Below are 21,528 nucleotides of genomic sequence, written 5' to 3'. Positions count from 1 at the left end.
AAAGTGTCATTTTCGACCTCCGCCTGCTGCACAGACTTGACCCGCATCAATGGACAACCGCCTGCGGTCCGCCGCCCATCCAGGCATCCGTCATTTACATCTGAGCCTGCCCAGAAGTGCCGAAACCGGCTACAAACGCGTTTTCGAAATGGCTTTTCTCAACGAGACACCGCCCCATGATGGAACTTCTGAGCTCTCCGCAGGCCTGGCTGGCCTTTGCCACCCTGACGGCCCTGGAACTGGTGCTGGGCATCGACAACGTGATCTTCATCTCGGTGCTGGTCGACCGGCTGCCCGAAGCCCAGCGCGACCGGGCCCGGCGCCTGGGCCTGTTCATGGCCATGTTCATGCGCATCGGCCTGCTGATGGTGCTGTCGTGGATCATCGGGCTCAACGCCCCGGTGTTCAGTGCCTGGGGCCAGGACATTTCGGGGCGCGACCTGATCCTGATCGCAGGTGGCCTGTTCCTGATCTGGAAAAGCACCGGCGAGATCCACCAGACCCTGGAGGGTGAAGAGCATCACGACAGTGCTGGCGGGCGCAGCAGTTTCGGCTCGGTGATCGTGCAGATCATGCTGGTCGACCTGGTGTTCTCGCTCGACTCGATCATCACCGCCGTCGGCATGGTCGACAACGTCACCGTGATGATTGCGGCCGTGGTGGCCTCGGTGGGCCTGATGATGGTGTTTGCCAGCGCCATCGGCCGCTTTGTGTCGCAGCACCCCACGATCAAGATGCTAGCCCTGTCCTTTCTGGTGGTGGTGGGGGTGGTGCTGATCGCCGAGGGCTTTGACCACCACGTGCCCAAGGGCTACATCTATTTCGCGATGGCGTTCTCGGTGGCGGTGGAAATGCTCAACATCCGCTTGCGCCGACGGGTCTCCAAGGCCGAGGTGGAGGCCCATCGGCCCGACTGAATCCGCAGGCTGGCTGGGGCTGAGCCGCCCGCCTTTCAGCCTGCCAGCCCCTCGTTCACGGTGGGGTGGTGCAACGCCAGTCGCAACTCCCGCTTGAGCCGGGTATTGAGCAGCCGGCGCGACTCGCTCATGAAACTCAGCAGGCTCACAGGCAATTGCTCGCGGGCCTGATCACGGGCCACCCGGGGCGGGCGCGGCAGGCCATACAGGTCGGCGGCCAGATCAAAGTAGTCGCCCATCCGCAAGCGCGTGTCATCGCACACGTTGTACAGCCGCTGCGGGCGACCCCGCCACAAGGCGAGCTGGCAGGCCGCAGCCAGGTCGTCAGCATGGATGTGGCTGGTGTAGACATCGTCTTCGTGCCGCAACACGGGTGTGCCGCGCAGCAGGCGCTCGCGCGGTGTGCCCCCCTCGCGGTCGGGCGCATAGATGCCCGGAATGCGCAAGACACTCACGCGCAGGCTGCGGCCCAGGTGACGCATCACCCGTTCAGCATCCACCCGGCGCTGGGCGCGCGGGGTGGTGGGCTGCAAGGTGCGTGTCTCATCCACCAGCGCCCCACCGCAATCGCCATACACGCCACTGGTCGAGCCATAGACCAGGGCCCGGGGCAGGCTGCGTTGCCGCAGGCTGCGGGCCAGCGCCAGGCTGCGGGGGTCGCGCCACCACTCACCCCTGGGTTGCGAAGGCGGTGGTGCCAGGTGCAGAACCCGGTGCGCCAGGCCGGCCAGGCGATGCAGGGTCGCCGGCTGATCCAGATCCCCCACCAGCGGCGTGATGCCCTGGGCGCGCAGGCCGGGCACCCGGGCGGGCGACGAGGTCAGCGCCAGCACACGCACACGCCCGTGCAACTGGCGCGCCACGCGCTGACCGACGTCACCACAGCCCACGATCAACAGGCGTTGGCGCCGGAACCGCGCGGGCAAGGCGCCGAGAGGGCTTTGGTTTGAAGGCAAAATCGGGGCTTTCCAGTTTCTAAAGACGGCCCCGAGGATACCGAAAAGATGAGCTTCAACATCACCGTGCAGCCCAGTGGGCGAGCCTTCACCGCCAACCCCGAAGAAGCCGTGCTGGCCGCGGCCATCCGCCAGGGCGTGGGTTTGCCCTATGGGTGCAAGGACGGGGCCTGTGGCTCGTGCAAATGCAAGAAGCTCGAAGGCGAGGTGGTGCATGGCGAACACCAGAGCAAGGCCTTGAGCGCCGAAGAAGCGGCCCAGGGCTTCATCCTGACCTGCTGCGCCGTGCCACAGTCGGATCTGGTGCTGGAGTCGCGCCAGGTGACCGACGAGAGCGCCTTTCCGATCAAGAAGATGCCGGTGCGCGTGGCCGCCCTTGAAAAGAAATCGGCGGATGTGGTGCAGCTGCGCCTGCAACTGCCGGCCACCGAGACCTTCCGCTACCACGCCGGCCAGTACATCGAGTTCATTCTGCGCGATGGCGCCCGCCGCGCCTACTCGATGGCCAACGCCCCGCACACCCAAACCGAGGCTCCCGGCGTCGAACTGCACATCCGCCACATGCCCGGCGGCAAGTTCACCGATCACGTGTTTGGCGCCATGAAGGAAAAGGACATCCTGCGCGTGGAAGGCCCCTTCGGCAGCTTCTACCTGCGTGAAGACAGCGACAAGCCCATCGTGCTGCTGGCCTCGGGCACGGGCTTTGCGCCGATCAAGGCCCTGATCGAGCAGTTGCAGTTCAAGGGCAGCACCCGCGCCGTCACGCTGTATTGGGGTGGCCGCCGGCCGCAAGACCTGTACCTGCACGACTGGGTGCTGGCCCGTGCGGCCGAGATGCCTCAGCTGCGCTACGTGCCGGTGGTGTCCGACGCCCTGCCCGAAGACGGCTGGAGTGGCCGCACCGGCTTTGTGCACCAGGCGGTGCTGGACGACTTTGCCGACCTGTCGGGCCATCAGGTCTATGCCTGCGGCGCCCCCATCGTGGTCGAATCGGCCCGCGTCGCCTACAGCGCCCAGCGTGGCCTGCCCGCCGAAGAGTTCTACGCCGACGCGTTCACCAGCGAAGCCGACAAGCACGCTGCGGCCTGAGTCGTATCGACCACCGCCAAACCTGCGACAGCCTGTTCTGTTGCCTATTGAGCAGCAGATGATGCGCAACAGGCAACGAAATTCCCCCATCACCCAGCACGAATCGCCCGCCATGAGCTTGCACGCGGGCCTTCAACAAAAAAGCCACCCTGACGCTCATCAGGGTGGCTTTTTCACATCCGCCTGAACCCCCTCAGGCAAGGCGGACTGTGGGTCGGCTTACTTGGCAGGCGCGGCAGGCATGGCGGGGGCTGCAGGTGCGGCCGGGGTGGCAGGCGCCGCGGCACCCGCTGCAGCGGCATCCTTGTGATGCTTGTGATGGTGCTTGTGCTTGTGCTCGGCCTTGGTGCCGGCGGCCGGGGCGGCCGGGGTGGCGGCAGCGGGCTCGGCGACCGGGGTGACGGTGGAAGGTGTCTTCACGGTGGCCGTGGCAGGTGCAGGGCCGACAGCCGGCGCCGCAGCGGGAGCCTGGGCAAACGCAGCACCGGACACACCGGCAGCCAGGGCAACAACCACAGCGGAGACGAGAGCTTGGACTTTCATGATGACTTCCTTCATTGACATGGAGACGACCTCCATGTGGATGACAACGCCCCGGGCTGTTCAAGCGCATGACGCCTGAATTGCAAACGGATGTAAGCATTTGTGTACCCAGCCTTCACCGTACGACAATCAGCCCATGAAGCGCAGAAACGTCCTCCTCAGCCCGCTGGCCGCCCTGCCGGCGCTTTCCACCCTGCCCGCCCTGGCCCAGACCGCTGGTGCCGGGCGCCCGATCCGGATCATCGTGCCCTACGCCCCCGGCGGGCCCATCGACGTGACGGCCCGCGTGCTGGCCGAACGGGTGAAAGATTCGCTTGGGCCCGTGATCATCGAGAACAAGCCCGGCGCGGGGGGCAACATCGGTGCCGATCAGGTGGCCAAGGCAGCCCCCGACGGGCTGACGATTGGCATCGCAGCCACCGCCACCCATGCGGTCAACCCCTGGCTGTACAGCCGCATGCCGTTTGATGCGTTGCGTGATTTCAGCCCCATCACCCAGATCGTGCGCGTGCCCAACGTGCTGGTGATCAATGCCGATACCGCACGGCGCCTCAAGATCAACACCCTGGCTGACATGGTGGCCTATGCGCGGGCCAACCCGGCCAAGCTCAATTTCGGCAGTGGCGGCAGTGGCAGCGCAGGGCATCTGGCCGGCGAGATGTTCAAGGCCCAGGCCGGCATCTACGCGCTGCACATCCCGTACAACGGCGGCAACCCGGCCCAACTGGCCTTGCTGGCGGGTGAGGTCGACTTCAACTTCGACAACCTGGCCACGGCAGCGCCCAACATCCGCTCGGGCAAGCTCAAGGCCCTGGCCGTGACCACCGCCCAGCGCAGCCCGCTGCTGCCCGAGGTGCCGGCCGTGGCCGAAACCTACAAGGGCTTCAGCATCGACACCTGGTGGGGTCTGGTGGCCCCGGCGCACACGCCCAAGGACGTGATCGCGCGCCTGAACCAGGCCTTTGTGGCGGCCTTGAACTCGCCCGAGACCAAGACCCGCTTTGCGGGCCTGATGGCCGAGCCGGTGCCCACCTCGCCCGAGCAATTCGGCGCCTTCATGAAAGGTGAACTGGCCAAGTACGAGAAAGTGGTCAAGGCGTCTGGCGCCAAGGTGGACTGAGACCCGGGGCCGCTTCAGGCCGTCAAAGGCGCGTGATGGCCTGATCGGCCACCGCCGCCAGTTCGGCAGCTGGCACTTGCTCGGGCCAGATTTCGGCCAGCGGCAGCAGCACAAAGGCACGCTGGCGCATGCGGGGGTGCGGCAGGGTCAGCTCGGCACCATCGAGCCGGGCCTCGCCATGGCTGAGCAGGTCCAGATCGAGCGTGCGCGGCGCGTGGCGGTAGGGGCGCTCGCGGCCGGCGGCCAGCTCCAGGGCCTGCAGGGCATGCAGCAGCGCCAAGGGCGCCAGCCGGGTCTGCAGCAAGACCACGGCGTTGATGAAATCGGGCCCGCCCGCATCCACCGGGGCACTGCGGTACAGGGAGGAGGCCTTGAGCAGCTGGCTGTGCGGCAGTTGGGCCAGGTCGGCCAGGGCCTGGCGAACGGTGGCCTGGGCGTCGCCCAGGTTCCCGCCCACGCCGATGCAGGCGAGCACGGGCGAAGCAAGCGTGTCGGTCATGGCTTTCAGATCCAGGCCTCAGCCCTGAGCGTCGCCGCCCATGTCGGAAGGGCCGCCTTGCCCCCCGCCCTGACTGCCGCCCCGCGCACCCGACGGCTTGCGACGGCGGCGCTTGCGCGGTGCTGGGATGGCGCCCTCGCCGTCTGGCGCGGGCTCGGACGATGACGGGGCGGCCGCGACCGGCTCGCGGCTGGCGCCTGCAGGCTCGCCTTCAGCCCGCGGCTCGGCCGGGCGAGGCACACGGCGCACCTTGGGTGCACTGGCCTTCTGGCGTGCACGCTGCTCTTCGCGCACCTGCTCCAGCAGGTCTTCTCGGGTGGTGTCGTCACCGGTGCTGAACTCTTCCCACCATTCGGCCAGGGCCTCATCCACTTCGCCAATGTCGGCCCGCAGACGCATGAAGTCGAAGCCGGCGCGGAAGCGTGCCTGCTCGACCAGGCCATAGGGGGCGCTGCCGGTGCGCTTTTCAAAACGCGGCTGCATCACCCAGATCTCACGCATGTCGGCGGCCAGCTTGCCGCGACCGGACACGTCGCCGATGCGGGCATTGAAGACCTCGTCAATGGCGTCTTGCAGCGCCGGGAAGGGGTGTTGGCGTTGCGCCAGGCGTTGCTCCCAGCCTTCGCGCACGTCATGCCACAGCACGGTGGCCAGCAGGAAGCTCGGGGCCACCGGCTTGCCCTCGCCCACGCGCCGGTCGGTGTCTTGCAGGGCTGCCGTCACGAAGGGCTGATCGGCACGCTCCACCACCACATCCAGCAGCGGATAGATGCCACGCTCCAGCCCCAGCTTCTTGAGGGTGGCGATCGTGGCCAGCGCGTGGCCGGTCTGCAGCAGCTTGAGCATTTCGTCAAACAAGCGGCTTTGCGGCACGTCGGCCAGCAGGGTCTGCGACGAGCGCAGAGGGGCCGCCGTCTTGGGCTCGATCTCGAAACCCAGCGGGCTGAGCTTGGCGGCGAAGCGCACCGCGCGGATGATGCGCACCGGGTCTTCGCGGTAACGCGTGGCGGGGTCACCGATCATGCGCAGGACCTTCTTCTTGGCGTCCTGGATGCCCTTGTGGTAGTCAACCACCACCTGCGCCTCGGGGTCGTAATACATGGCGTTGATGGTGAAGTCGCGGCGCACGGCATCTTCTTCCTGCGGGCCCCAGACGTTGTCGCGCAGCACGCGGCCGCTGGCGTCGACCGCATGCGTCATGCCGGCCAGGGCCTGCTTGCTGGTGCGCTCGTTGCCGCTGACCTGCTCGGCCGCGGTGTTGTCGAGGTAGGCCCGGAACGTGGAGACCTCGATCACCTCGTGCTCACGTCCGCGGCCATGCACCACGTGCACGATGCGGAAGCGCTTGCCGATGATGAAGGCGCGGCGGAACAGGCTCTTGACCTGCTCGGGCGTGGCGTTGGTGGCCACGTCAAAATCCTTGGGGCGCAGGCCCAGCAACAGGTCGCGCACCGCACCGCCGACGATGTAGGCCTCGTACCCGGCGGATTTCAGGGTGTGCACCACGTCGTTGGCACGCCGGTCAACCAGGTCGGGGTTGATGCCGTGCTCGCTGAAGGGCACCTCCTCGCGTTTGCCGAACTTGGGGCGGCCCGCCTTGGGGGCTGCCGCAGCGCCCTTGCCCAGCAATTTGTCGATGAACTTCTTGATCATGGTGTCTCGGTGAACAGGTCCAGAATGCGCCAGCCGCGGCTTTGGGCCAGGGTACGCAAACGGTCGTCAGGGTTGGTGGCCACAGGGTGATTCACTTGCTCCAGCAGCGGCACATCATTGGTGGAATCGCTGTAGAAAGTGCTCTCGACCTGCGTCCAGTCGAGCTGGCGCGCAGCCAGCCATTGTTCCATGCGCAGCACCTTGCCCTCGCGCATGGAGGGAACACCGTCGATTTCGCCGGTGAACCAGCCCTGCTCATCGCGGGCCAGTTGCACCGCAATCAGCTCGCTCACGCCCAGGGCGCGGGCGATGGGGCGGGTGACGAATTCATTGGTGGCGGTGATGATGAGCACGGTGTCGCCCGCGTCCTGGTGCTGGCGCAGCAGAGCCAGCGCCTGCGGTGTGATGGCCGGCTGGATCACCTCTTGCATGAAGCGCTCATGCGCCTCGGCTGCCGCCTGCGGGCCTTTGACGCGCACGGCCTCGATGGCAAAGCGCACGTAGTCGTGCACATCCAGGGTGCCGGCCTGGTAATGGGCAAAGAACTCGTCGTTGCGGCGGGCAAACTCGACCGGGTCGGTCCAGCCGATGCGGGTGGTGAACTGGCCCCAGGCGTAATCGGAGTCGATGGGCAGCAGGGTGTGGTCGAGGTCGAACAGAACCAGTTTCATGCGGGGCTGACTTGGCATTCGGGATGCTTTGGGTGCTTGTGAGGGCCTCACTCGGATTCGAGCATGGCCTTGATGAGGGGAATGGTGATGGCGCGCTGGGTGCGCAGGGCATAGCCGTCGAGCTGGTCGAGCAGTTGCATGAGGCTGCCCAGATCGCGCGAAAAACGGTTCAGCATGAAGTCCATCACCTCGTCGCCGAGAAAGATGCCGCGGGCATCGGCCTCCTGGCGCAGCACGGCACGGCGTTCGGGCTCGCTGAGCACGTGCAGGTGGAACACATGGCCCCAGCCCAGGCGGGTGCGCAGGTCTTCGCGCAGTTTCAGGTCGGCGGGCGGCAGCTCGCCGGCGGCCAGCACCCAGCGCTGGTGCGTGTGGGCATTGACGAACCAATTGAAGGCGGCGTGCTGCTGCACCGCGGTGTAGAGGTGCACCTCGTCCATCAGCACGGCAGCCCAGGTTTCGTCGAACTCGGGGGGCTCGTGGATCGAGGCATCGAGCCAGCCCACACGGGCCCCCTGCTCGCGCAACGCGGTCTGCACACTCTTGAGCAGGTGGGTCTTGCCGCAGCCGCTGTCGCCCCACAGGTAGGTGGGCACGGGCGAGCGCTGGGCTTCGTGGGCGCCGTCGCCGGTCCACAGCTGCAGGTGGCGCAAGGCCGCTTCATTGGGGCCGGCAAAAAACCGGTCCAGGGTGGGACCTGTGGCCAGGCCGATGTCGAGTGCCAGTTGCTTCATCATGACGCGTGTTTCCCAGCCCCTCTTCAACCCGTGTAGAGCCGGCTGGCCAGGTAGCCCGAACGCAGTCGCCGCACGGCCACCAGCAGCACGGCGCTGGCAGGCAGGGCGATCAGCACGCCCACAAAGCCCAGCACCTGCCCGAAGGCCAGCAATGCAAAAATGACGGTCAGCGGGTGCAGACCGATGCGCTCGCCCACCAGGCGGGGGGTGAGAATGAAACTTTCAACGAACTGCCCCAGGCCGAACACCACGGCCACCATGATCAGCGCCTTGAGCGAGGCAAACTGCATCAGGCCCGACACGGTGGCCAGCACCAGCCCCAGTCCAAAGCCCAGGTAGGGCACAAACACGGCCAAGCCCGTGAAGATGCCGATCGGCAAGGCCAGGTCCAGCCCGAATGCCGCCAGGCCCGCACTGTAAAAGATGGCCAGCAACAGCATCACCAGCAGTTGACCGCGCAGGTACTGGCCCAGCACCTCATCGGCGTCGTCCATGAAGCTGTCGTAGCCCTCGCGCAGGCGGGGGGGCACCAGCTCGACCAGGCGATGCACAAAAGTGTCCCAATCCATCAGCAGGTAGAACAGCGCCACCGGGATCAGCACGGCATTGCCCACCAGGGCCAGGGCCACGCTGCCGCCCAGCTTGAGCGAGGACAGCACCGGGGTCAGCAAGTCTTCGGTGTTGGTATTGAGGTACTTGAGGACCAAGGCCTTGAGCGTGTCCACATCCACCGCCAGCGTGACGCCGAACTGCGCCGCCAGGGGCTTGAGCAGCGCGTTGAGGCGGTCAAACAACTGCGGCACCTGATCGCGCATCAAGGGCAGCTCTTTGGTGAGGATGGGCACGATCAGCATCACCAGGCCCAGCGCCAGCAGAATGAACACCACCTCGACCAATACCACCGCCACCACCCGGGGCATGCGCCCACGCCCCAGGCCGTCGAGCCAATTGACCATGGGCGTCAGGGCGTAGGCCAGCACGGCCGCCACCACGAAAGGGGCCAGCACAGGCTTGAGCGCCCACAGCAACAGCCAGGCCGCCAGGGCCAGACCGACCCAGGTAAAGGCACGTTTTTGAGTGGTGGAAAAATGCATGAAGGTGGGGGTTGCAGGCTGCCCGGGCGGGGCACCCCTTAAAATCACCTCAAATTCTAGTCGCCGTGCACGCCTGTCCGTGCCGTCCATTTCAAATGAGCTCCTCCAATACCTCCTCCACCCCCCTGTCCTACAAAGACGCCGGCGTTGACATCGACGCTGGCGACGCCTTGGTTGAGCGCATCAAGCCGCTGGCCAAGAAAACCATGCGCGAAGGGGTGCTGGCCGGCATCGGCGGCTTCGGAGCCCTGTTCGAAGTGCCCAAGCGCTACCAGGAACCCGTGCTGGTGAGCGGCACTGACGGCGTGGGCACCAAGCTCAAGCTGGCGTTTGAATGGAACATGCACGACACCGTGGGCATCGATCTGGTGGCCATGAGCGTGAACGACGTGCTGGTGCAAGGCGCCGAGCCGCTGTTCTTCCTCGACTACTTTGCCTGCGGCAAGCTGCACGTGGACACGGCCGCCGCCGTGGTGGGCGGCATTGCCCGCGGCTGCGAACTGTCGGGCTGCGCCCTGATCGGCGGCGAAACCGCCGAAATGCCGGGCATGTACCCCGATGGCGAATACGACCTGGCCGGCTTTGCCGTCGGCGCGGTCGAAAAATCCAAGATCCTGACCGGCCAGAACGTGAAGCCCGGTGACGTGGTGCTGGGCCTGGCCTCGGCCGGCGTGCACTCCAACGGCTTCAGCCTGGTGCGCAAGGTGATCGAACGCGCCGGCACCGAGCTGCCCGCCACCCTGGACGGCCAGCCCTTCAAGCAGGCCATCATGGCCCCGACCCGCCTGTACGTGAAGCCGGTGCTGCAAGCCCTGGCCCAGCACCCCATCAAGGCGCTGGCCCACATCACCGGCGGCGGCCTGCTCGAAAACATCCCCCGCGTGCTGCCCGAAGGCACGGCCGCCCACCTGCAAAAGGGCAGCTGGCCGCAGACCGAGCTGTTCGCCTGGCTGCAAAAGGTGGCCGGCATCGACGACATCGAGATGAACCGCACCTTCAACAACGGCATCGGCATGGTGGTGGTGGTGGATGCGACTGAGGCCGAAGCCACGGCCGCCACGCTGCGTGCTGCCGGCGAAACCGTCTACACCATCGGCGCCATCGCCGAGCGGGGTGACGGTGCCGCCGTCGTGGTGGCCTGAGGCCCCTGCCCTTCTGAACCGAGCGGGCCCGGCATGGCCCGCTTCTGAATCAACCAGCCCTCGAGGCTGGTTTTTTCATGGGGCTGGCTCCAGCGAGGCCAGCAAGCGGGCCAGCCCCTCGTCCAGCGCCTGCTGCTCGGCTGCTGACAGGGCGGCCAGCAGCGCGTGCTCGTTGTCGACATGGGCCGCCACGGCCCGGTCGATCAGCTGCAGCCCCGCCTCGCTGAGCTGCACCAGGGTGCTGCGCGCATCCTCCGGGTTGGCCACACGCTGCACCCAGCCGGCAGACTCCAGGCCCTTGAGGCGGTGCGTCATCGTGCCCGAGCTCACCATCATGGCGGAGAACAAGGCCGTTGGCGCCAGGCAGTACGGCGCGCCCGAGCGGCGCAAGGTGGCCAGCATGTCGAACTCCCAGCCGGCCAGACCGAACTCGGCGAACTTCTCGTCCAGCCTGCGCCGCATCAAGACCTCACAGCGCTTGAGCCGCCCGATCAAGCCCATGGGGCTCACATCCAGGTCAGGGCGCTCCTGATGCCACTGCGCCAGGATGGCATCGACCGCATCCGGCGGCCTGTTTTCAAGGGGGGACATGCTCACTCCTGACAGGGTTTTATCTCGATCTCAAGATTATCTGCTACGCTTATTTATCTTGAAGTAGAGATAAATATGCCTGAAAACACCCCCTCGTCCCCTTGGCGCGACGCCCTGCTGACCGCGCTGGCCCCCATGATCTGGGGCACGACCTACCTGGTGACCACCGAGGTGCTGCCACCCGATCGCCCCTTCACCGCCGCCCTGCTGCGCGCATTGCCGGCCGGCCTGCTGCTGACGCTTTACTGCCGCCAGTGGCCGCGGGCCGGCGACTGGGGGCGCCTGCTGTTGCTGTCGGCCCTGAACATCGGCTTCTTCCAGGCCTTGCTGTTCATCGCCGCCTACCACCTGCCCGGGGGGCTGGCCGCCGTGGTGGGCGCCCTCCAGCCCTTGCTGGTGATGGGCCTGGCCTGGCTGCTGGACCGGCAACGGCCGATGCCGCTGGCCCTGGGGGCGGCTGGACTGGGGGTGTTCGGCATGGCGGCCCTGTTGCTGTCGCCCACAGCCAGCTGGAACCCGGTGGGCCTGGGCGCCGCGCTGGCCGGCACGGCCTGCATGGCGGCAGGCACCCTGCTGGCCCGGCACTGGCGCACCGACCTGCCCGTGCTGGCCTTCACGGGCTGGCAATTGCTGCTGGGCGGCCTGATCCTGGCGCCACTGGCCTGGGCGATCGACCCACCCCTGCCCACCTTGGGCTGGACCGCCGGCCTAGGCTATGCCTACCTGTCGCTGGTCGGGGCCTTGCTGGCCTATTCGCTGTGGTTTCGCGGCATTGCCCGCCTGCCCTCGGTGGCGGTGTCTTCGCTGAGCCTGCTGAGCCCGCTCACCGCCGTGGTGCTGGGCTGGGTCTGGCTGGGCCAGGCCATGACGGGCTGGTCGCTGCTGGGCCTGGTGCTGGTGTTCGGCAGCATCCTGACCGTGCAATGGGCAAGCGCCACGAAGCGGTAAGGACGATTCGCCAGACCCATGATCATGAAGTCTGAAAATGATCGATTCCGGTCTTGACCCGAGCGGTCAAGCCCCATGAAACTGGGAAGAATCAAGGCTCCAAACCACCTTGATGGAGTCTGAAAATGAACACCACCCTGATCGTGATCGATGTGCAAGAGTCTTTCCGGCATCGCCCTTTCTTCACCGAACATGATTTGCCGGCCTACCTGGCCGCGCAGAACGCCCTGATCGAAGGTGCTGTGGCCAGTGGCCTGCCGGTGATCCGCGTGCTGCACAGCGACGGGCCTGAAGTGGCCAGCAACCCGTTTGCACAGGCCTCCGGCCAGGTACGACCGCTGGAGGGCCTGGCCGCTTTCGAACCCGCAGCCACTTTCATCAAGCACCGGCACAGCGCCCTGGTGGGTACGGGGCTGGACGTGTGGCTGACCCGCCACGGGGTGGGGCGGCTGATCATCAGTGGCATCCGCACCGAGCAATGCTGCGAGACCACCACCCGCCACGCCTCGGACCTGGGCTGGACGGTCGACTACGTGACCGAGGCCACCCTGACCTGGGACATGCCCCAGCCCGACGGCAGCACCCTGAGCGCCGCCGACATCAAGCTGCGCACCGGCACGGTGCTGCAAGGCCGCTTCTGCACCCTGTGCAGCGTCGACGAAGCCTTGCAACGCGCCACGGAGGCCGCATGAGCGAGGCGGCGCTGCAGATCGGCATCCTGGGCTTTGACGAGGTCGAGGTGCTGGACCTGGCCGGACCCTACGAGGTGTTCACCACCGCGGCCCGCATGGCCAGCCGAATGGCTGAGCCCGGCGCCAGCACCGGCCTGCACGAGGCCAGCCGTTGGCAGGTGCACTGCATCAGCCACCAGGGCCAGGCCGTGCGGGCCCGTGCCGGGCTGGTGATCCAGGCCTCGCGCAGCTTTGCCCAATGCCCACGGCCCGACGTGCTGGTGGTGCCCGGTGGGGTGATTGACCAGGCGGCTCGCTGCCCGGCCACCTTGGCCTGGGTGGCCGAGGCCGCGCGCCACGCCCGGCTCACGGCCTCGGTGTGCACGGGGGTGTTCATCCTGGCCAGCGCCGGCGTGGTGCACGACGAGCCGGTGACCACCCACTGGGAAGACCTGGACGACCTGCATCGTCAGCACCCGGCCCTGCAGGTGCGAGCAGGTGTGCGCTGGGTGGAACACGGCAGCTTGCTCACCTCGGCTGGCATCAGCGCGGGCATCGACATGAGTCTGCACCTGGTGACCCGCCTGGCTGGGCAGGCCCTGGCAGAGCGCACCGCACATCAGATGGACTACCGATGGCTGACTCAGGCGGGCTGATGCCTGCAACCCGACAGCCGCGGCGGGTGGCGGTGCATTTCGTGCTGCTGCCCGACAGCCTGATCCTCGACTGGGCCGGGCCGGCCGAGGCCTTGCGCATCGCCAATCAGGTGCTGCTGGCCCAGGGGCAGGAGGCGCTGTTCGAGCTGCATTTCGTGGGGCCCAGCCCCGATGCGCGCAGCTCGGTCGGGGCCTGCATCAGCCAGATCGAGCCCTTGCCCGTGCTGCAGCCGACGGCGCAGGCCGAGGCAGGCGCTGCCACCCGCTGCGATTGGGTGGTGCTGGTGGGACAACCCGGGCGCCGGCTGGACCTGGACCATGCCGAGGGCCGGGCCGTGCTGCACTGGCTGCGCGGCCTGCGGCTGGCCCCCGATCGGCTGGAGCTGCTGTGCGTCTGCGCCGGTGCTGTGATTGCCGCCCATGCGGGCCTGCTGGCCCAGCACCGGGCCACCACCCACCACCAGCACCTGGACGAACTGCGCGAAGCAGAGCCCCGCTGCGAGGTGGTGCAAAACCGGGTCTTTGTGCTCGACCCGCCCCTGAGCAGCAGCGCCGGCGTGACCACGGGCATCGACCTGATGTTGCACCGCATTGCCGGAGAATGCGGACCGGCCGTGACCGCCCTCGTGGCCCAGACCCTGGTGGTGGCGCTGCGCCGCGGCCCGCAAGACCCGGAGCTGTCGCCCTTTCTGAACCACCGCAACCACCTGCACCCGGCGCTGCACCGCGTGCAGGATGCCGTCAGCCAGGCGCCACAGCTGGATTGGACCGTGCCCCGCATGGCCGATGTGGCCCACACCTCGGCCCGGCACCTGGGCCGGCTGTTCGCCGAGCATGCAGGCATCGCCCCCCTGGCCTATCTGCGCCAGCTACGGTTGGCCGTGGCCCAGGCGGCCTTGCAATCCGGTCACAACGTCACCCAGGCTGCTGCGATGGCGGGCTTCAGCTCAGACACCCAGTTGCGGCGCACCTGGCATGACCTGGGCATGGCCGGCCTGCCCTCCGGCTTGTCTGGCGCGGGTTGAAGGCGCGGGTTGAGGACGGACTTCCCGGCCAGGTTCAGGCCCCCGAGGGGCGCAGGCTGGCCAGCCGATCGGCCACTTCGGCCACGTCCATCGCGTCCAGGGCATGGCGCAGGTAGGTCTGCAGGTCTTCGCGGGCCAGCGCATCCTGGCCTTGCTCGGCCAAGGCCAGACCGCGGTCGCGGTACTCGATCCAGGCATCGGGCAGCAGAATCACCAGGCGGTTCTGTACCGCCACCAGGCGCTCCCAGTCTTTCTGGGCCCGGTGGATCTCCTTGAGGTTGCGCAACATGCGCGCCACGACATCGCGCGGCCGCGCGGCCTGCAGGTACAGGCCCAGCGGGGCCTCGAAATCGTCGCCCAGGCCGCTGCGGTGCCGAAAGGGCTCCAGCCGTTCGGACAAGGCTTCGCGCCCGAGCGACTGGCCATTGAACGGGTCGATCACCACCTGCCCCTCAGGCAGGTTCACCTTGACCAGGAAATGCCCCGGGAACCCCACGCCCTGGGCCTGCAACCCCAAGCCCTGGGCCAGCTCCAGCCACAACACCGCCAGCGAGATGGGAATGCCCTGACGGGTGCGCAGCACGGCGTGCAGGTAGCTGTTGTCGGGGTCGTAGTAGTTGTTGAGGTTGCCGCCAAAACCCAGGTCGGCAAAAAAGAACTGGTTGAGCACCTGAAGCTTCTGCATGGCCCCGGCATCGGCGGCCATGCGCCGACGCAGCCGGGCCTGCAACTGATCCACGTCGCCCAGCACCTGCTGCACGTCCAGCTCGGGGTACTCGTCGTGGCCCAGGCTGGCCACGGCCTCCAGCAGCGGAAATTGCTCGTCGCTCTGCACCAGCGTGCGGAAGTACGCCAAGGGCGTGGGAGTGGAAAAACGCAGTTCCATGGTCAGGTTTTAAATGGGGTGAACACGACCGTCAAGCCCGCAACGCCAACCGGCCGGCAGGCCTGGCCCCGGGTCAACGCCGCAGATCAACGCCGCAGCAGATGTCGCAACTTGAGCCCGGCGGCCCACAAGGCGCCGAAATAGATCAACATGGCGCCCAGCATCACCCCGCCCAGCAGCGCCACCCGCACCAAGGGGGTGTCGCGCAGCGTCAGCCAGGCGTAGTTGTTGGCCGCCCAGATCAGGAAGATGGCCAGCACCGCACTGCCCGCCACCACCTGCAGCATGAACAGGCCCCAGCCGGGCAGCGGCCGGTAGGAACCCCGGCGCATCAGGCCGACCAGAAGCCATGCCGCATTCACCAGCGCCCCAAGCCCGATCGACAGGGTGAGTGCGGCGTGCTGCAGATAAGGCACCAGCAGGTAGTTGAAAACCTGGGTCAGCACCAGCACGCCGATGGCAATGCGCACCGGCGTGCGCGTGTCCTGGTTGGCGAAGTAGCCCGGTGCCAGCACCTTGATCGCCACCACGCCCACCAGGCCCACGCCCCAGCCCATCAGGGCCGTGGTGGTCTGCAACACGTCGCGATCACTGAAATGGCCGTAGTGGTACAGCGTGGCCACCAGGGGCTTGGCAAAGGTCAGCAGGGCCACGGCACTGGGCACCGACATCAGCATGACCAGGCGCAAGCCCCAGTCGAGCAGGTCGGAATACCCGGCGGTGTCCTTGCGCGATCTTGCGGCCGCCAGCTGTGGCATCAGCACCACCCCCAGTGCCACGCCCAGCATCGCGGTCGGGAACTCCATCAGCCGGTCGGCATAGGTGATCCAGCTCACGCTGCCGGGAGCCAGGTGCGAGGCGATCTGGGTGTTGATCATCATCGAGATCTGAGCCACGCCCACGCCCAGCAAGGCCGGCAGCATCAGCCCCACCACCTGTTGGGTGGCTGGGTCGCGCCAGGCCTGGCGCAATTGGCGCCAGCTCAAGCCGATGCGCGGCAACAGGCCCAGACGACGCAAGGCCGGCACTTGCACCAACAGCTGCAACACACCGCCCAGCATCACCCCACCGACCATGGCAAAAATGGGCTCGATGTTCATGCGCGCCAGCCAGGGCGCCCCCTGCCAGGCCGCCAGGATCATCGACAGGTTGAGCAGCACCGGCGTGGCGGCCGGCACGGCAAAGCGCTTCCAGGTGTTGAGCACCCCGGCCGACAGCGCCACCATCGACATGAAGCCGATGTAGGGGAACATCCAGCGCGTCATGAAAACGGCCGCGTCATAACCCGCCGGGTCTTGCTGCAGGCCGCTGGCCATGCCCCAGACCATCAGGGGCGCGCCCAGCACGCCCAGCAAACAGGTGGCCACCAAGGCCCAGGCCAGCACCGTGGCCACCTGGCTGATCACGCGCCGGGTGGCTTCCTCACCGTGCTGCTCCTTGCTGGCCGCCAGCGCCGGAATGAAGGCCTGGCTGAACGCGCCTTCGGCAAAAAAGCGCCGAAACAGGTTGGGAATGCGAAACGCCACGTTGAAGGCGTCGGTCATCGCGCTGGCACCAAAGGCCGAAGCCACCAGCAGTTCCCGCACCAGACCGGTGATTCGGGACGCCAGCGTGAGCAGCGAAACGGTAGAGGCGGCTTTGAAAAGGGTCACGCACCAAGTGTATGCGCAGTACAAGGCGCCAATCTTGGACGCTTCATGACACTTGGGCTACAATCGCGGGCTTTGCTGGCAACATCTCCAAACACACAAGGAATTTAAAAAATGGCATCTACCAAGCCCAAGAAAAAGAACCCGCGTCTGGCCTCCGGCCGCAAGCGCGTTCGCCAAGACGTCAAGATCAACGCCGCCAACACCTCGCTGCGCTCCAAGTACCGCACCGCTGTGAAGAACGTCGAAAAGGCCGTCGCCGCCGGCGACAAGACCAAGGCTGCTGAAGCCTTTGCCAAGGCCCAGAGCGTGGTCGACACCGTGTCCGACAAGGGCATCTTCCACAAGAACAAGGCCGCGCGCGACAAGAGCCGCCTGGCCGCCAAGGTGAAGGCCCTGGCCCTCGCCGCCTGAGTTTTCAGGTAAAACAGCCCGGACGGGCCGCTTTCAAAGCGATCTGTCCGCCGTTTGCCACGGGTGCGCTGTCAGCAAAGCAAAAACCGCCTACGGGCGGTTTTTTGTTGTCTGTCGTTTTTGCGTCATGCCCGACAAAGGCTCGAGGTCATGAAACCTCACGCCGGGCCATCACCGGGTGACCTGGCTGCATCATGAAATGCGGCGACATGATCTGCACGCCAGCCTCGTTAAAGCAGTCCTGCAGGTTTTCATGCAGGTGCGACAGCACCTGCAGCCTCAGCAGCGGCCGGTCCAGATGGGCCAGCAACTCATACTCGACATAAAAATCACCCAAGGCCCGCTGCAGCACATAGGGCTTGGGCGAGGTCCGCAGACCCGGCGTGCGTGTGGCCGCCTGCAACATCAGGGCGTGCACCTGCCGCCACTCGGCGTCATAGCCAATGCTGATGCGGGTGCTGAACAAGGTGCCCGAGCTGCCCGACAGTCGCGAGTAGTTCTTGATGGCATTGCTCATGAGCACGGCATTGGGGATGGTGATTTCCTCGTTGCGCACATTGACCAACTTGGTCGCCAAGGCCCCCACCTGCTGCACGACCCCCTCCACAGCGTCTGCGCCTTGCCCGACCACCACGTGGTCACCCACCCTAAGCGCTCGCGAGTAGACCAACACCAATCCACTCATCAGCTGGTTCATTACCCCGCTGGAGCCCAGCGTGACCATGGCCCCCAGCAACACCGACAAGCCCTTGAAAGCCTCGCTTTGTGAGCCCGGTAAATAGGGATAGGCAGCCACCACAGCAAAGGCCCAGATCGCCAACGCCACCAGGCGTCGGGTGGCAGAAGCGGTTTCCGGATGAATCACCGACAGCTGCAATTGCCGCCGCGACACCGCCCGGAACAAGGTGTTGGACGTCTGCACCGCCGCCTGAGCCAAGGCCACGATCACCACCACCACGATCAGCCCGGGCGCCTGCTTGAGCACGCTCTGCCCCACGGCGCTCAAGGCATCACCCAGAAAGTTGCCCAGCCGGTGGCCAGCCGCCTCGGTGAGCGGAAACAACAGCAGCACCGAGCTCAACCACGAGAACAACAGCGTTGCCGACAAGAAAATGGCCGTCAGCTCGACGATCCGCGCCAGCAGCGAGCGCAAATACGGCATCCAGCCTGGCACATGCACATGCACCGGCAGCACGTGCCGGTCTGAATGGGAGTCGCCATGAGGATCGGCATGGGGATCGACCCCATCCTCCACGCCGGATCGCAGCGAATCATCGAGCCAGTGCCGCAAACGCGCTGCCACACGCCAGATGCCCCACAAACACGCCAACAGCAAGGCGGTTTCAAGAGCCGCCAAGCCCCAGGCCAAAATCAGATCGGTCGTCATGCGACCGATGATAGGAGGGTCGAAACCAGCGCAAGCGTTACATGTGCAAGTGTCTGCAGCTGCGCCGACAGCGTTATGCCGGCGTACGGCCGGAACTCAGCTGGCTTTGGGCGCGTCGGGAACCAGGCAGGCCTCGGCCACCTGCAGGTGGTTGTCACGGGCGAAATTCAGCACGAAATCCCAGGCCATGGGCTCGAAATCGCGCAGATCCCGATGCACCACCACGCACTTGACCCCGTTGAGCGTGGTCGGGATGCACCAGGGCGAATAGCTCAGGTGACTGCCCGGATGCGCCCCACCAGGGCGGAACTGACTCATGACCCCTGCCAGGCGCTCTGCCCAATCGCTGGGCCGGAAGGTCTTGCCATCATGGGTAAGACCCTGGATGAAGACTTCTTTGGCGGAATCAGAAACCATGGGGGTGAGGGCTTGTGGGGGTTGGAAGAAGCTCAGCCAGGATCACTGGCCGGTTCAGCATGAGTATTCTATCTTATATAAGACTAAAAACCACCTGACGACATGCATTGCTGTAATGCGAAATGGTCAAAAAAGCTTCGCCAAGCAGCGCCTAGAATTGCGTTTCAGCGGTTTGACCGTCGCTGAGCTACCGGCCACAAACCGGCCCCGCTGGCACCCAGCCGGGCTCGAAATCCGCCAAGCGAAATGCCCTTCAGGCCTGCCCGGGAATTCATCCCGTCACAGGCTGAAAGGCATCGCAAGACCGATGCCAAGCCCGACCGACACGCCTTTATAGAGCGAGCCCTGGTTTTTGGCGACCCTAAGCCCTGTTTTGGAGTACAGCATGACCGCACTGATTGAGGCCTCTTCACCCCACGTGATGAACACCTATGGCCGCCTGCCCATCGCGATGTCGCACGGGCAAGGCGCCTGGGTCTGGGACGTGAATGGGCGAAAGTACCTCGACGGTCTGGCTGGCATTGCCGTCAACACCCTGGGACACAACCACCCCAAGCTGGTGCCTGCCCTGCAAGACCAGATCGCCAAGCTGATCCATTGCTGCAATTACTACCACGTGCCCGGCCAGGAAGCCCTGGCGACCAAGCTGGTCGAGTTCTCGGGCATGAGCAATGTGTTCTTCTGCTCGACCGGACTGGAAGCCAACGAAGCCGCCATCAAGCTCGCCCGCAAGTTTGGCCATGACAAGGGCATCGACAAGCCCGTCATCGTGGTCTACGAGAAGGCCTTCCATGGTCGCTCGATCGCCACGCTGTCGGCCACCGGCAACACCAAGATCCAGCAAGGCTTTGGCCCCCTGGTCGAGGGTTTTCTGCGGGTGCCGGTGAACGACATCGAAGCGCTCAAGAAGGCCACCGAAGGCAACCCCAACGTGGTGGCCGTGTTCTTCGAGACCATCCAGGGGGAAGGCGGCATCAACCCGATGCAGATCGAGTACCTGCAGCAGCTGCGCGCCCTGTGCACCGAACGTGACTGGCTGATGATGATCGACGAAGTGCAGTGCGGCATGGGCCGCACCGGCAAGTGGTTTGCCCACCAGTGGGCCGGCATCGTGCCCGACGTGATGCCCCTGGCCAAGGGCCTGGGCTCGGGCGTGCCGATCGGCGCCGTGGTGGCCGGCCCCAAGGCTGCGGCCATCTTCCAGCCCGGCAACCACGGCACCACCTTCGGGGGCAACCCGCTGGCCATGCGCGCCGGGGTTGAAACCATCCGCATCATGGAAGAAGACGGCCTGCTGGACAACGCCGCCCGTGTTGGTGCCCACCTGCGCGCCGCCCTGGTCCGCGAGTTGGGCAGCCTGCCCGGGGTCAAGGAGATCCGCGGCCAAGGCCTGATGATCGGCGTCGAGCTGGACCGCCCCTGTGGCGCCCTGACCGGCCAGGCAGCCGAAGCCGGCCTGCTGCTGAGCGTGACCGCCGACAGCGTGATCCGCATCGTGCCGCCGCTGATCCTGAGCACCGATGAAGCCGACCAGATCGTGGCGATCCTGGCGCCGCTGGTGAAGGCCTTCCTGGCAGGAGGTACCCAATGAGCACGACCGCCCTGCGCCACTACCTGCAGTTCAAGGACCTGAGCGCCGATGAGTATGCGCACCTGCTGCAGCGCGCCGCCATCATCAAGAAGAAGTTCAAGGCCTACGAGAAGTACCATCCCTTGGCCGACCGCACGCTGGCCATGATCTTCGAGAAGGCCAGCACCCGCACCCGGGTGAGCTTTGAAGCCGGCATGTACCAGTTGGGCGGCTCGGTGGTGCACCTGACCACGGGCGACAGCCAGCTGGGCCGCGCCGAGCCCATCGACGACAGCGCCAAGGTGATCAGCCGCATGGTCGATCTGGTGATGATCCGGACCTTCGGCCAGGACAAGATCGAGCGCTTTGCCGAGCACTCGCGCGTGCCCGTGATCAACGGCCTGACCAACGAGTTCCACCCCTGCCAGATCCTGGCCGACATCTTCACCTACATCGAGCACCGCGGCTCGATCCAGGGCAAGACCGTGGCCTGGGTGGGCGATGGCAACAACATGGCCAACACCTGGCTGCAAGCGGCCGAACTGCTCGACTTCAAGGTCCATGTCAGCACCCCCAATGGCTACGAGGTGAACGAAAGCGTGGCCGGTGTCAGCCGCCGCGATTGCTTCGAGGTGTTCAGCAACCCGCTGGAAGCCTGCCGCAACGCTGACCTGGTGACCACCGATGTCTGGACCAGCATGGGCTACGAGGCCGAAAACGAGGCCCGCCGTGCCGCCTTTGCCGACTGGTGCGTGGACACCGAGATGATGAAGGTGGCTCGACCGGACGCCTTGTTCATGCATTGCCTGCCCGCCCACCGCGGTGAAGAGGTCGAAGCCGACGTGATCGACGGCCCCCAATCCGTCGTCTGGGACGAAGCAGAGAACCGAATG

Annotated in this window: 23 protein-coding genes; 11 read left to right on the top strand and 12 right to left on the bottom strand. The window is 66.1% G+C overall.

Translation table 11 applies throughout. The features are described 5' to 3' along the window. The first annotated feature begins 176 nt into the window (after positions 1-176). Positions 177-917, top strand: coding sequence for a TerC family protein (locus AC07VS_RS26035; RefSeq protein WP_494656903.1), 741 nt, complete (start codon positions 177-179; stop codon positions 915-917). A gap of 35 nt (positions 918-952) precedes the next feature. Here the strand turns inward: AC07VS_RS26035 and AC07VS_RS26030 are convergent, their stop codons facing one another. After that, a complete protein-coding gene (locus tag AC07VS_RS26030; RefSeq protein ID WP_494752411.1) occupies positions 953-1,873 on the bottom strand; it encodes an SDR family oxidoreductase in 921 nt (306 codons plus the stop codon). 48 nt (positions 1,874-1,921) lie between these two features. Between AC07VS_RS26030 and AC07VS_RS26025 the strand changes: the two genes are divergently transcribed. After that, positions 1,922-2,962 (top strand): CDP-6-deoxy-delta-3,4-glucoseen reductase, encoded by a 1,041-nt coding sequence (locus tag AC07VS_RS26025; protein ID WP_492347980.1) that lies wholly within the window; start codon positions 1,922-1,924, stop codon positions 2,960-2,962. Positions 2,963-3,181: 219 nt separating this feature from the next. Here AC07VS_RS26025 and AC07VS_RS26020 read toward each other — a convergent pair whose 3' ends face one another. Then, positions 3,182-3,505, bottom strand: a complete 324-nt coding sequence (locus AC07VS_RS26020) for a hypothetical protein (protein ID WP_494752410.1) — start codon at positions 3,503-3,505, stop codon at positions 3,182-3,184. 136 nt (positions 3,506-3,641) lie between these two features. Between AC07VS_RS26020 and AC07VS_RS26015 the strand changes: the two genes are divergently transcribed. Beyond that, positions 3,642-4,625: a Bug family tripartite tricarboxylate transporter substrate binding protein gene (locus tag AC07VS_RS26015; protein ID WP_492347978.1), complete on the top strand. Its 984-nt coding sequence runs from the start codon at positions 3,642-3,644 to the stop codon at positions 4,623-4,625. A gap of 22 nt (positions 4,626-4,647) precedes the next feature. Here the strand turns inward: AC07VS_RS26015 and folK are convergent, their stop codons facing one another. The 5 genes from folK to AC07VS_RS25990 are packed head-to-tail and all read right to left on the bottom strand — an operon-like array spanning position 4,648 to position 9,279. Further along, positions 4,648-5,124 carry a 2-amino-4-hydroxy-6-hydroxymethyldihydropteridine diphosphokinase gene (folK, locus tag AC07VS_RS26010; protein ID WP_492347977.1) on the bottom strand — a complete coding sequence of 159 codons (477 nt, stop codon included), beginning with the start codon at positions 5,122-5,124 and terminating at the stop codon, positions 4,648-4,650. Between the two features lie 18 nt (positions 5,125-5,142). After that, positions 5,143-6,777, bottom strand: a complete 1,635-nt coding sequence (gene pcnB / locus AC07VS_RS26005) for a polynucleotide adenylyltransferase PcnB (protein ID WP_492347976.1) — start codon at positions 6,775-6,777, stop codon at positions 5,143-5,145. Further along, positions 6,774-7,448 (bottom strand): histidinol-phosphatase, encoded by a 675-nt coding sequence (locus AC07VS_RS26000; RefSeq protein WP_492347975.1) that lies wholly within the window; start codon positions 7,446-7,448, stop codon positions 6,774-6,776. Before AC07VS_RS26000 ends, pcnB begins: the two co-directional genes overlap by 4 nt. Before the next feature lie 47 nt (positions 7,449-7,495). After that, positions 7,496-8,182 (bottom strand): DnaA regulatory inactivator Hda, encoded by a 687-nt coding sequence (hda, locus tag AC07VS_RS25995; protein ID WP_492348124.1) that lies wholly within the window; start codon positions 8,180-8,182, stop codon positions 7,496-7,498. Between the two features lie 26 nt (positions 8,183-8,208). After that, positions 8,209-9,279 (bottom strand): AI-2E family transporter, encoded by a 1,071-nt coding sequence (locus tag AC07VS_RS25990; RefSeq protein ID WP_494656906.1) that lies wholly within the window; start codon positions 9,277-9,279, stop codon positions 8,209-8,211. Positions 9,280-9,374: 95 nt separating this feature from the next. Here AC07VS_RS25990 and purM point away from each other — a divergent pair, with 95 nt between their 5' ends. Next, a complete protein-coding gene (purM, locus tag AC07VS_RS25985; RefSeq protein ID WP_494752409.1) occupies positions 9,375-10,421 on the top strand; it encodes a phosphoribosylformylglycinamidine cyclo-ligase in 1,047 nt (348 codons plus the stop codon). Between the two features lie 75 nt (positions 10,422-10,496). Here purM and AC07VS_RS25980 read toward each other — a convergent pair whose 3' ends face one another. Continuing rightward, positions 10,497-11,012, bottom strand: coding sequence for a MarR family winged helix-turn-helix transcriptional regulator (locus AC07VS_RS25980; protein WP_492347972.1), 516 nt, complete (start codon positions 11,010-11,012; stop codon positions 10,497-10,499). A gap of 75 nt (positions 11,013-11,087) precedes the next feature. Here AC07VS_RS25980 and AC07VS_RS25975 point away from each other — a divergent pair, with 75 nt between their 5' ends. The 4 genes from AC07VS_RS25975 to AC07VS_RS25960 all read left to right on the top strand — a co-directional run bounded on the left by AC07VS_RS25975 (position 11,088) and on the right by AC07VS_RS25960 (position 14,312). Then, on the top strand, positions 11,088-11,960 hold the full coding sequence (locus AC07VS_RS25975) for an EamA family transporter (protein ID WP_494752408.1): 873 nt from the start codon (positions 11,088-11,090) through the stop codon (positions 11,958-11,960). Positions 11,961-12,085: 125 nt separating this feature from the next. Beyond that, positions 12,086-12,652: an isochorismatase family protein gene (locus AC07VS_RS25970; RefSeq protein WP_494752407.1), complete on the top strand. Its 567-nt coding sequence runs from the start codon at positions 12,086-12,088 to the stop codon at positions 12,650-12,652. Next, positions 12,649-13,287 carry a DJ-1/PfpI family protein gene (locus AC07VS_RS25965; protein ID WP_494752406.1) on the top strand — a complete coding sequence of 213 codons (639 nt, stop codon included), beginning with the start codon at positions 12,649-12,651 and terminating at the stop codon, positions 13,285-13,287. The genes AC07VS_RS25970 and AC07VS_RS25965 overlap by 4 nt, the downstream gene beginning before the upstream one ends. Then, a complete protein-coding gene (locus AC07VS_RS25960) occupies positions 13,287-14,312 on the top strand; it encodes a GlxA family transcriptional regulator (RefSeq protein ID WP_494752405.1) in 1,026 nt (341 codons plus the stop codon). The genes AC07VS_RS25965 and AC07VS_RS25960 overlap by 1 nt, the downstream gene beginning before the upstream one ends. Before the next feature lie 34 nt (positions 14,313-14,346). On the opposite strand, the gene AC07VS_RS25955 is transcribed toward AC07VS_RS25960, so the two are convergent. Both AC07VS_RS25955 and murJ read right to left on the bottom strand, forming a co-directional pair. Next, positions 14,347-15,198, bottom strand: a complete 852-nt coding sequence (locus AC07VS_RS25955; protein WP_492347967.1) for a SirB1 family protein — start codon at positions 15,196-15,198, stop codon at positions 14,347-14,349. A gap of 86 nt (positions 15,199-15,284) precedes the next feature. Then, positions 15,285-16,850, bottom strand: coding sequence for a murein biosynthesis integral membrane protein MurJ (murJ, locus tag AC07VS_RS25950; RefSeq protein WP_492347966.1), 1,566 nt, complete (start codon positions 16,848-16,850; stop codon positions 15,285-15,287). A 111-nt stretch (positions 16,851-16,961) separates the two neighbouring features. On the opposite strand from murJ, the gene rpsT reads away from it, so the two are divergent. Further along, positions 16,962-17,261: a 30S ribosomal protein S20 gene (gene rpsT, locus AC07VS_RS25945; RefSeq protein ID WP_027478026.1), complete on the top strand. Its 300-nt coding sequence runs from the start codon at positions 16,962-16,964 to the stop codon at positions 17,259-17,261. Positions 17,262-17,409: 148 nt separating this feature from the next. On the opposite strand, the gene AC07VS_RS25940 is transcribed toward rpsT, so the two are convergent. Then, the gene (locus AC07VS_RS25940) at positions 17,410-18,648 is read right to left on the bottom strand and encodes a mechanosensitive ion channel family protein (RefSeq protein ID WP_494752404.1); all 1,239 of its coding nucleotides are present in this window, start codon (positions 18,646-18,648) and stop codon (positions 17,410-17,412) included. Positions 18,649-18,744: 96 nt separating this feature from the next. Continuing rightward, entirely contained in the window at positions 18,745-19,065 is a 321-nt protein-coding gene (locus AC07VS_RS25935) for a DUF3579 domain-containing protein (protein WP_494656912.1), read from the bottom strand. A 385-nt stretch (positions 19,066-19,450) separates the two neighbouring features. Here AC07VS_RS25935 and AC07VS_RS25930 point away from each other — a divergent pair, with 385 nt between their 5' ends. Together AC07VS_RS25930 and argF are read left to right on the top strand one after the other, a co-directional pair. Beyond that, positions 19,451-20,656 (top strand): aspartate aminotransferase family protein, encoded by a 1,206-nt coding sequence (locus AC07VS_RS25930; protein ID WP_492347963.1) that lies wholly within the window; start codon positions 19,451-19,453, stop codon positions 20,654-20,656. Beyond that, a partial coding sequence (gene argF, locus AC07VS_RS25925) for an ornithine carbamoyltransferase (RefSeq protein WP_494752403.1) occupies positions 20,653-21,528 on the top strand: 876 nt, incomplete at its 3' end. The genes AC07VS_RS25930 and argF, both read left to right, overlap by 4 nt.

This window comes from Curvibacter sp. GW821-FHT01G03 (genome assembly GCF_059422285.1).
Note: the sequence above shows the minus strand (reverse complement) of the source record. Positions and strands in the feature narration are given on the sequence as shown.

Coding starts and splice junctions, on each gene's coding strand:
- AC07VS_RS25990 (WP_494656906.1), bottom strand. CDS start 9,279: ATGCATTTTTCCACCACTCAAAAACGTGCCTTTACCTGGGTCGGTCTG.
- pcnB (WP_492347976.1), bottom strand. CDS start 6,777: ATGATCAAGAAGTTCATCGACAAATTGCTGGGCAAGGGCGCTGCGGCA.
- AC07VS_RS25935 (WP_494656912.1), bottom strand. CDS start 19,065: ATGGTTTCTGATTCCGCCAAAGAAGTCTTCATCCAGGGTCTTACCCAT.
- AC07VS_RS26000 (WP_492347975.1), bottom strand. CDS start 7,448: ATGAAACTGGTTCTGTTCGACCTCGACCACACCCTGCTGCCCATCGAC.
- AC07VS_RS25970 (WP_494752407.1), top strand. CDS start 12,086: ATGAACACCACCCTGATCGTGATCGATGTGCAAGAGTCTTTCCGGCAT.
- AC07VS_RS25930 (WP_492347963.1), top strand. CDS start 19,451: ATGACCGCACTGATTGAGGCCTCTTCACCCCACGTGATGAACACCTAT.
- AC07VS_RS25965 (WP_494752406.1), top strand. CDS start 12,649: ATGAGCGAGGCGGCGCTGCAGATCGGCATCCTGGGCTTTGACGAGGTC.
- hda (WP_492348124.1), bottom strand. CDS start 8,182: ATGAAGCAACTGGCACTCGACATCGGCCTGGCCACAGGTCCCACCCTG.
- AC07VS_RS25960 (WP_494752405.1), top strand. CDS start 13,287: ATGCCTGCAACCCGACAGCCGCGGCGGGTGGCGGTGCATTTCGTGCTG.
- AC07VS_RS26015 (WP_492347978.1), top strand. CDS start 3,642: ATGAAGCGCAGAAACGTCCTCCTCAGCCCGCTGGCCGCCCTGCCGGCG.
- AC07VS_RS26025 (WP_492347980.1), top strand. CDS start 1,922: ATGAGCTTCAACATCACCGTGCAGCCCAGTGGGCGAGCCTTCACCGCC.
- AC07VS_RS25980 (WP_492347972.1), bottom strand. CDS start 11,012: ATGTCCCCCCTTGAAAACAGGCCGCCGGATGCGGTCGATGCCATCCTG.
- AC07VS_RS25955 (WP_492347967.1), bottom strand. CDS start 15,198: ATGGAACTGCGTTTTTCCACTCCCACGCCCTTGGCGTACTTCCGCACG.
- folK (WP_492347977.1), bottom strand. CDS start 5,124: ATGACCGACACGCTTGCTTCGCCCGTGCTCGCCTGCATCGGCGTGGGC.
- AC07VS_RS25940 (WP_494752404.1), bottom strand. CDS start 18,648: ATGACGACCGATCTGATTTTGGCCTGGGGCTTGGCGGCTCTTGAAACC.
- AC07VS_RS25975 (WP_494752408.1), top strand. CDS start 11,088: ATGCCTGAAAACACCCCCTCGTCCCCTTGGCGCGACGCCCTGCTGACC.
- rpsT (WP_027478026.1), top strand. CDS start 16,962: ATGGCATCTACCAAGCCCAAGAAAAAGAACCCGCGTCTGGCCTCCGGC.
- AC07VS_RS26020 (WP_494752410.1), bottom strand. CDS start 3,505: ATGAAAGTCCAAGCTCTCGTCTCCGCTGTGGTTGTTGCCCTGGCTGCC.
- purM (WP_494752409.1), top strand. CDS start 9,375: ATGAGCTCCTCCAATACCTCCTCCACCCCCCTGTCCTACAAAGACGCC.
- AC07VS_RS26035 (WP_494656903.1), top strand. CDS start 177: ATGATGGAACTTCTGAGCTCTCCGCAGGCCTGGCTGGCCTTTGCCACC.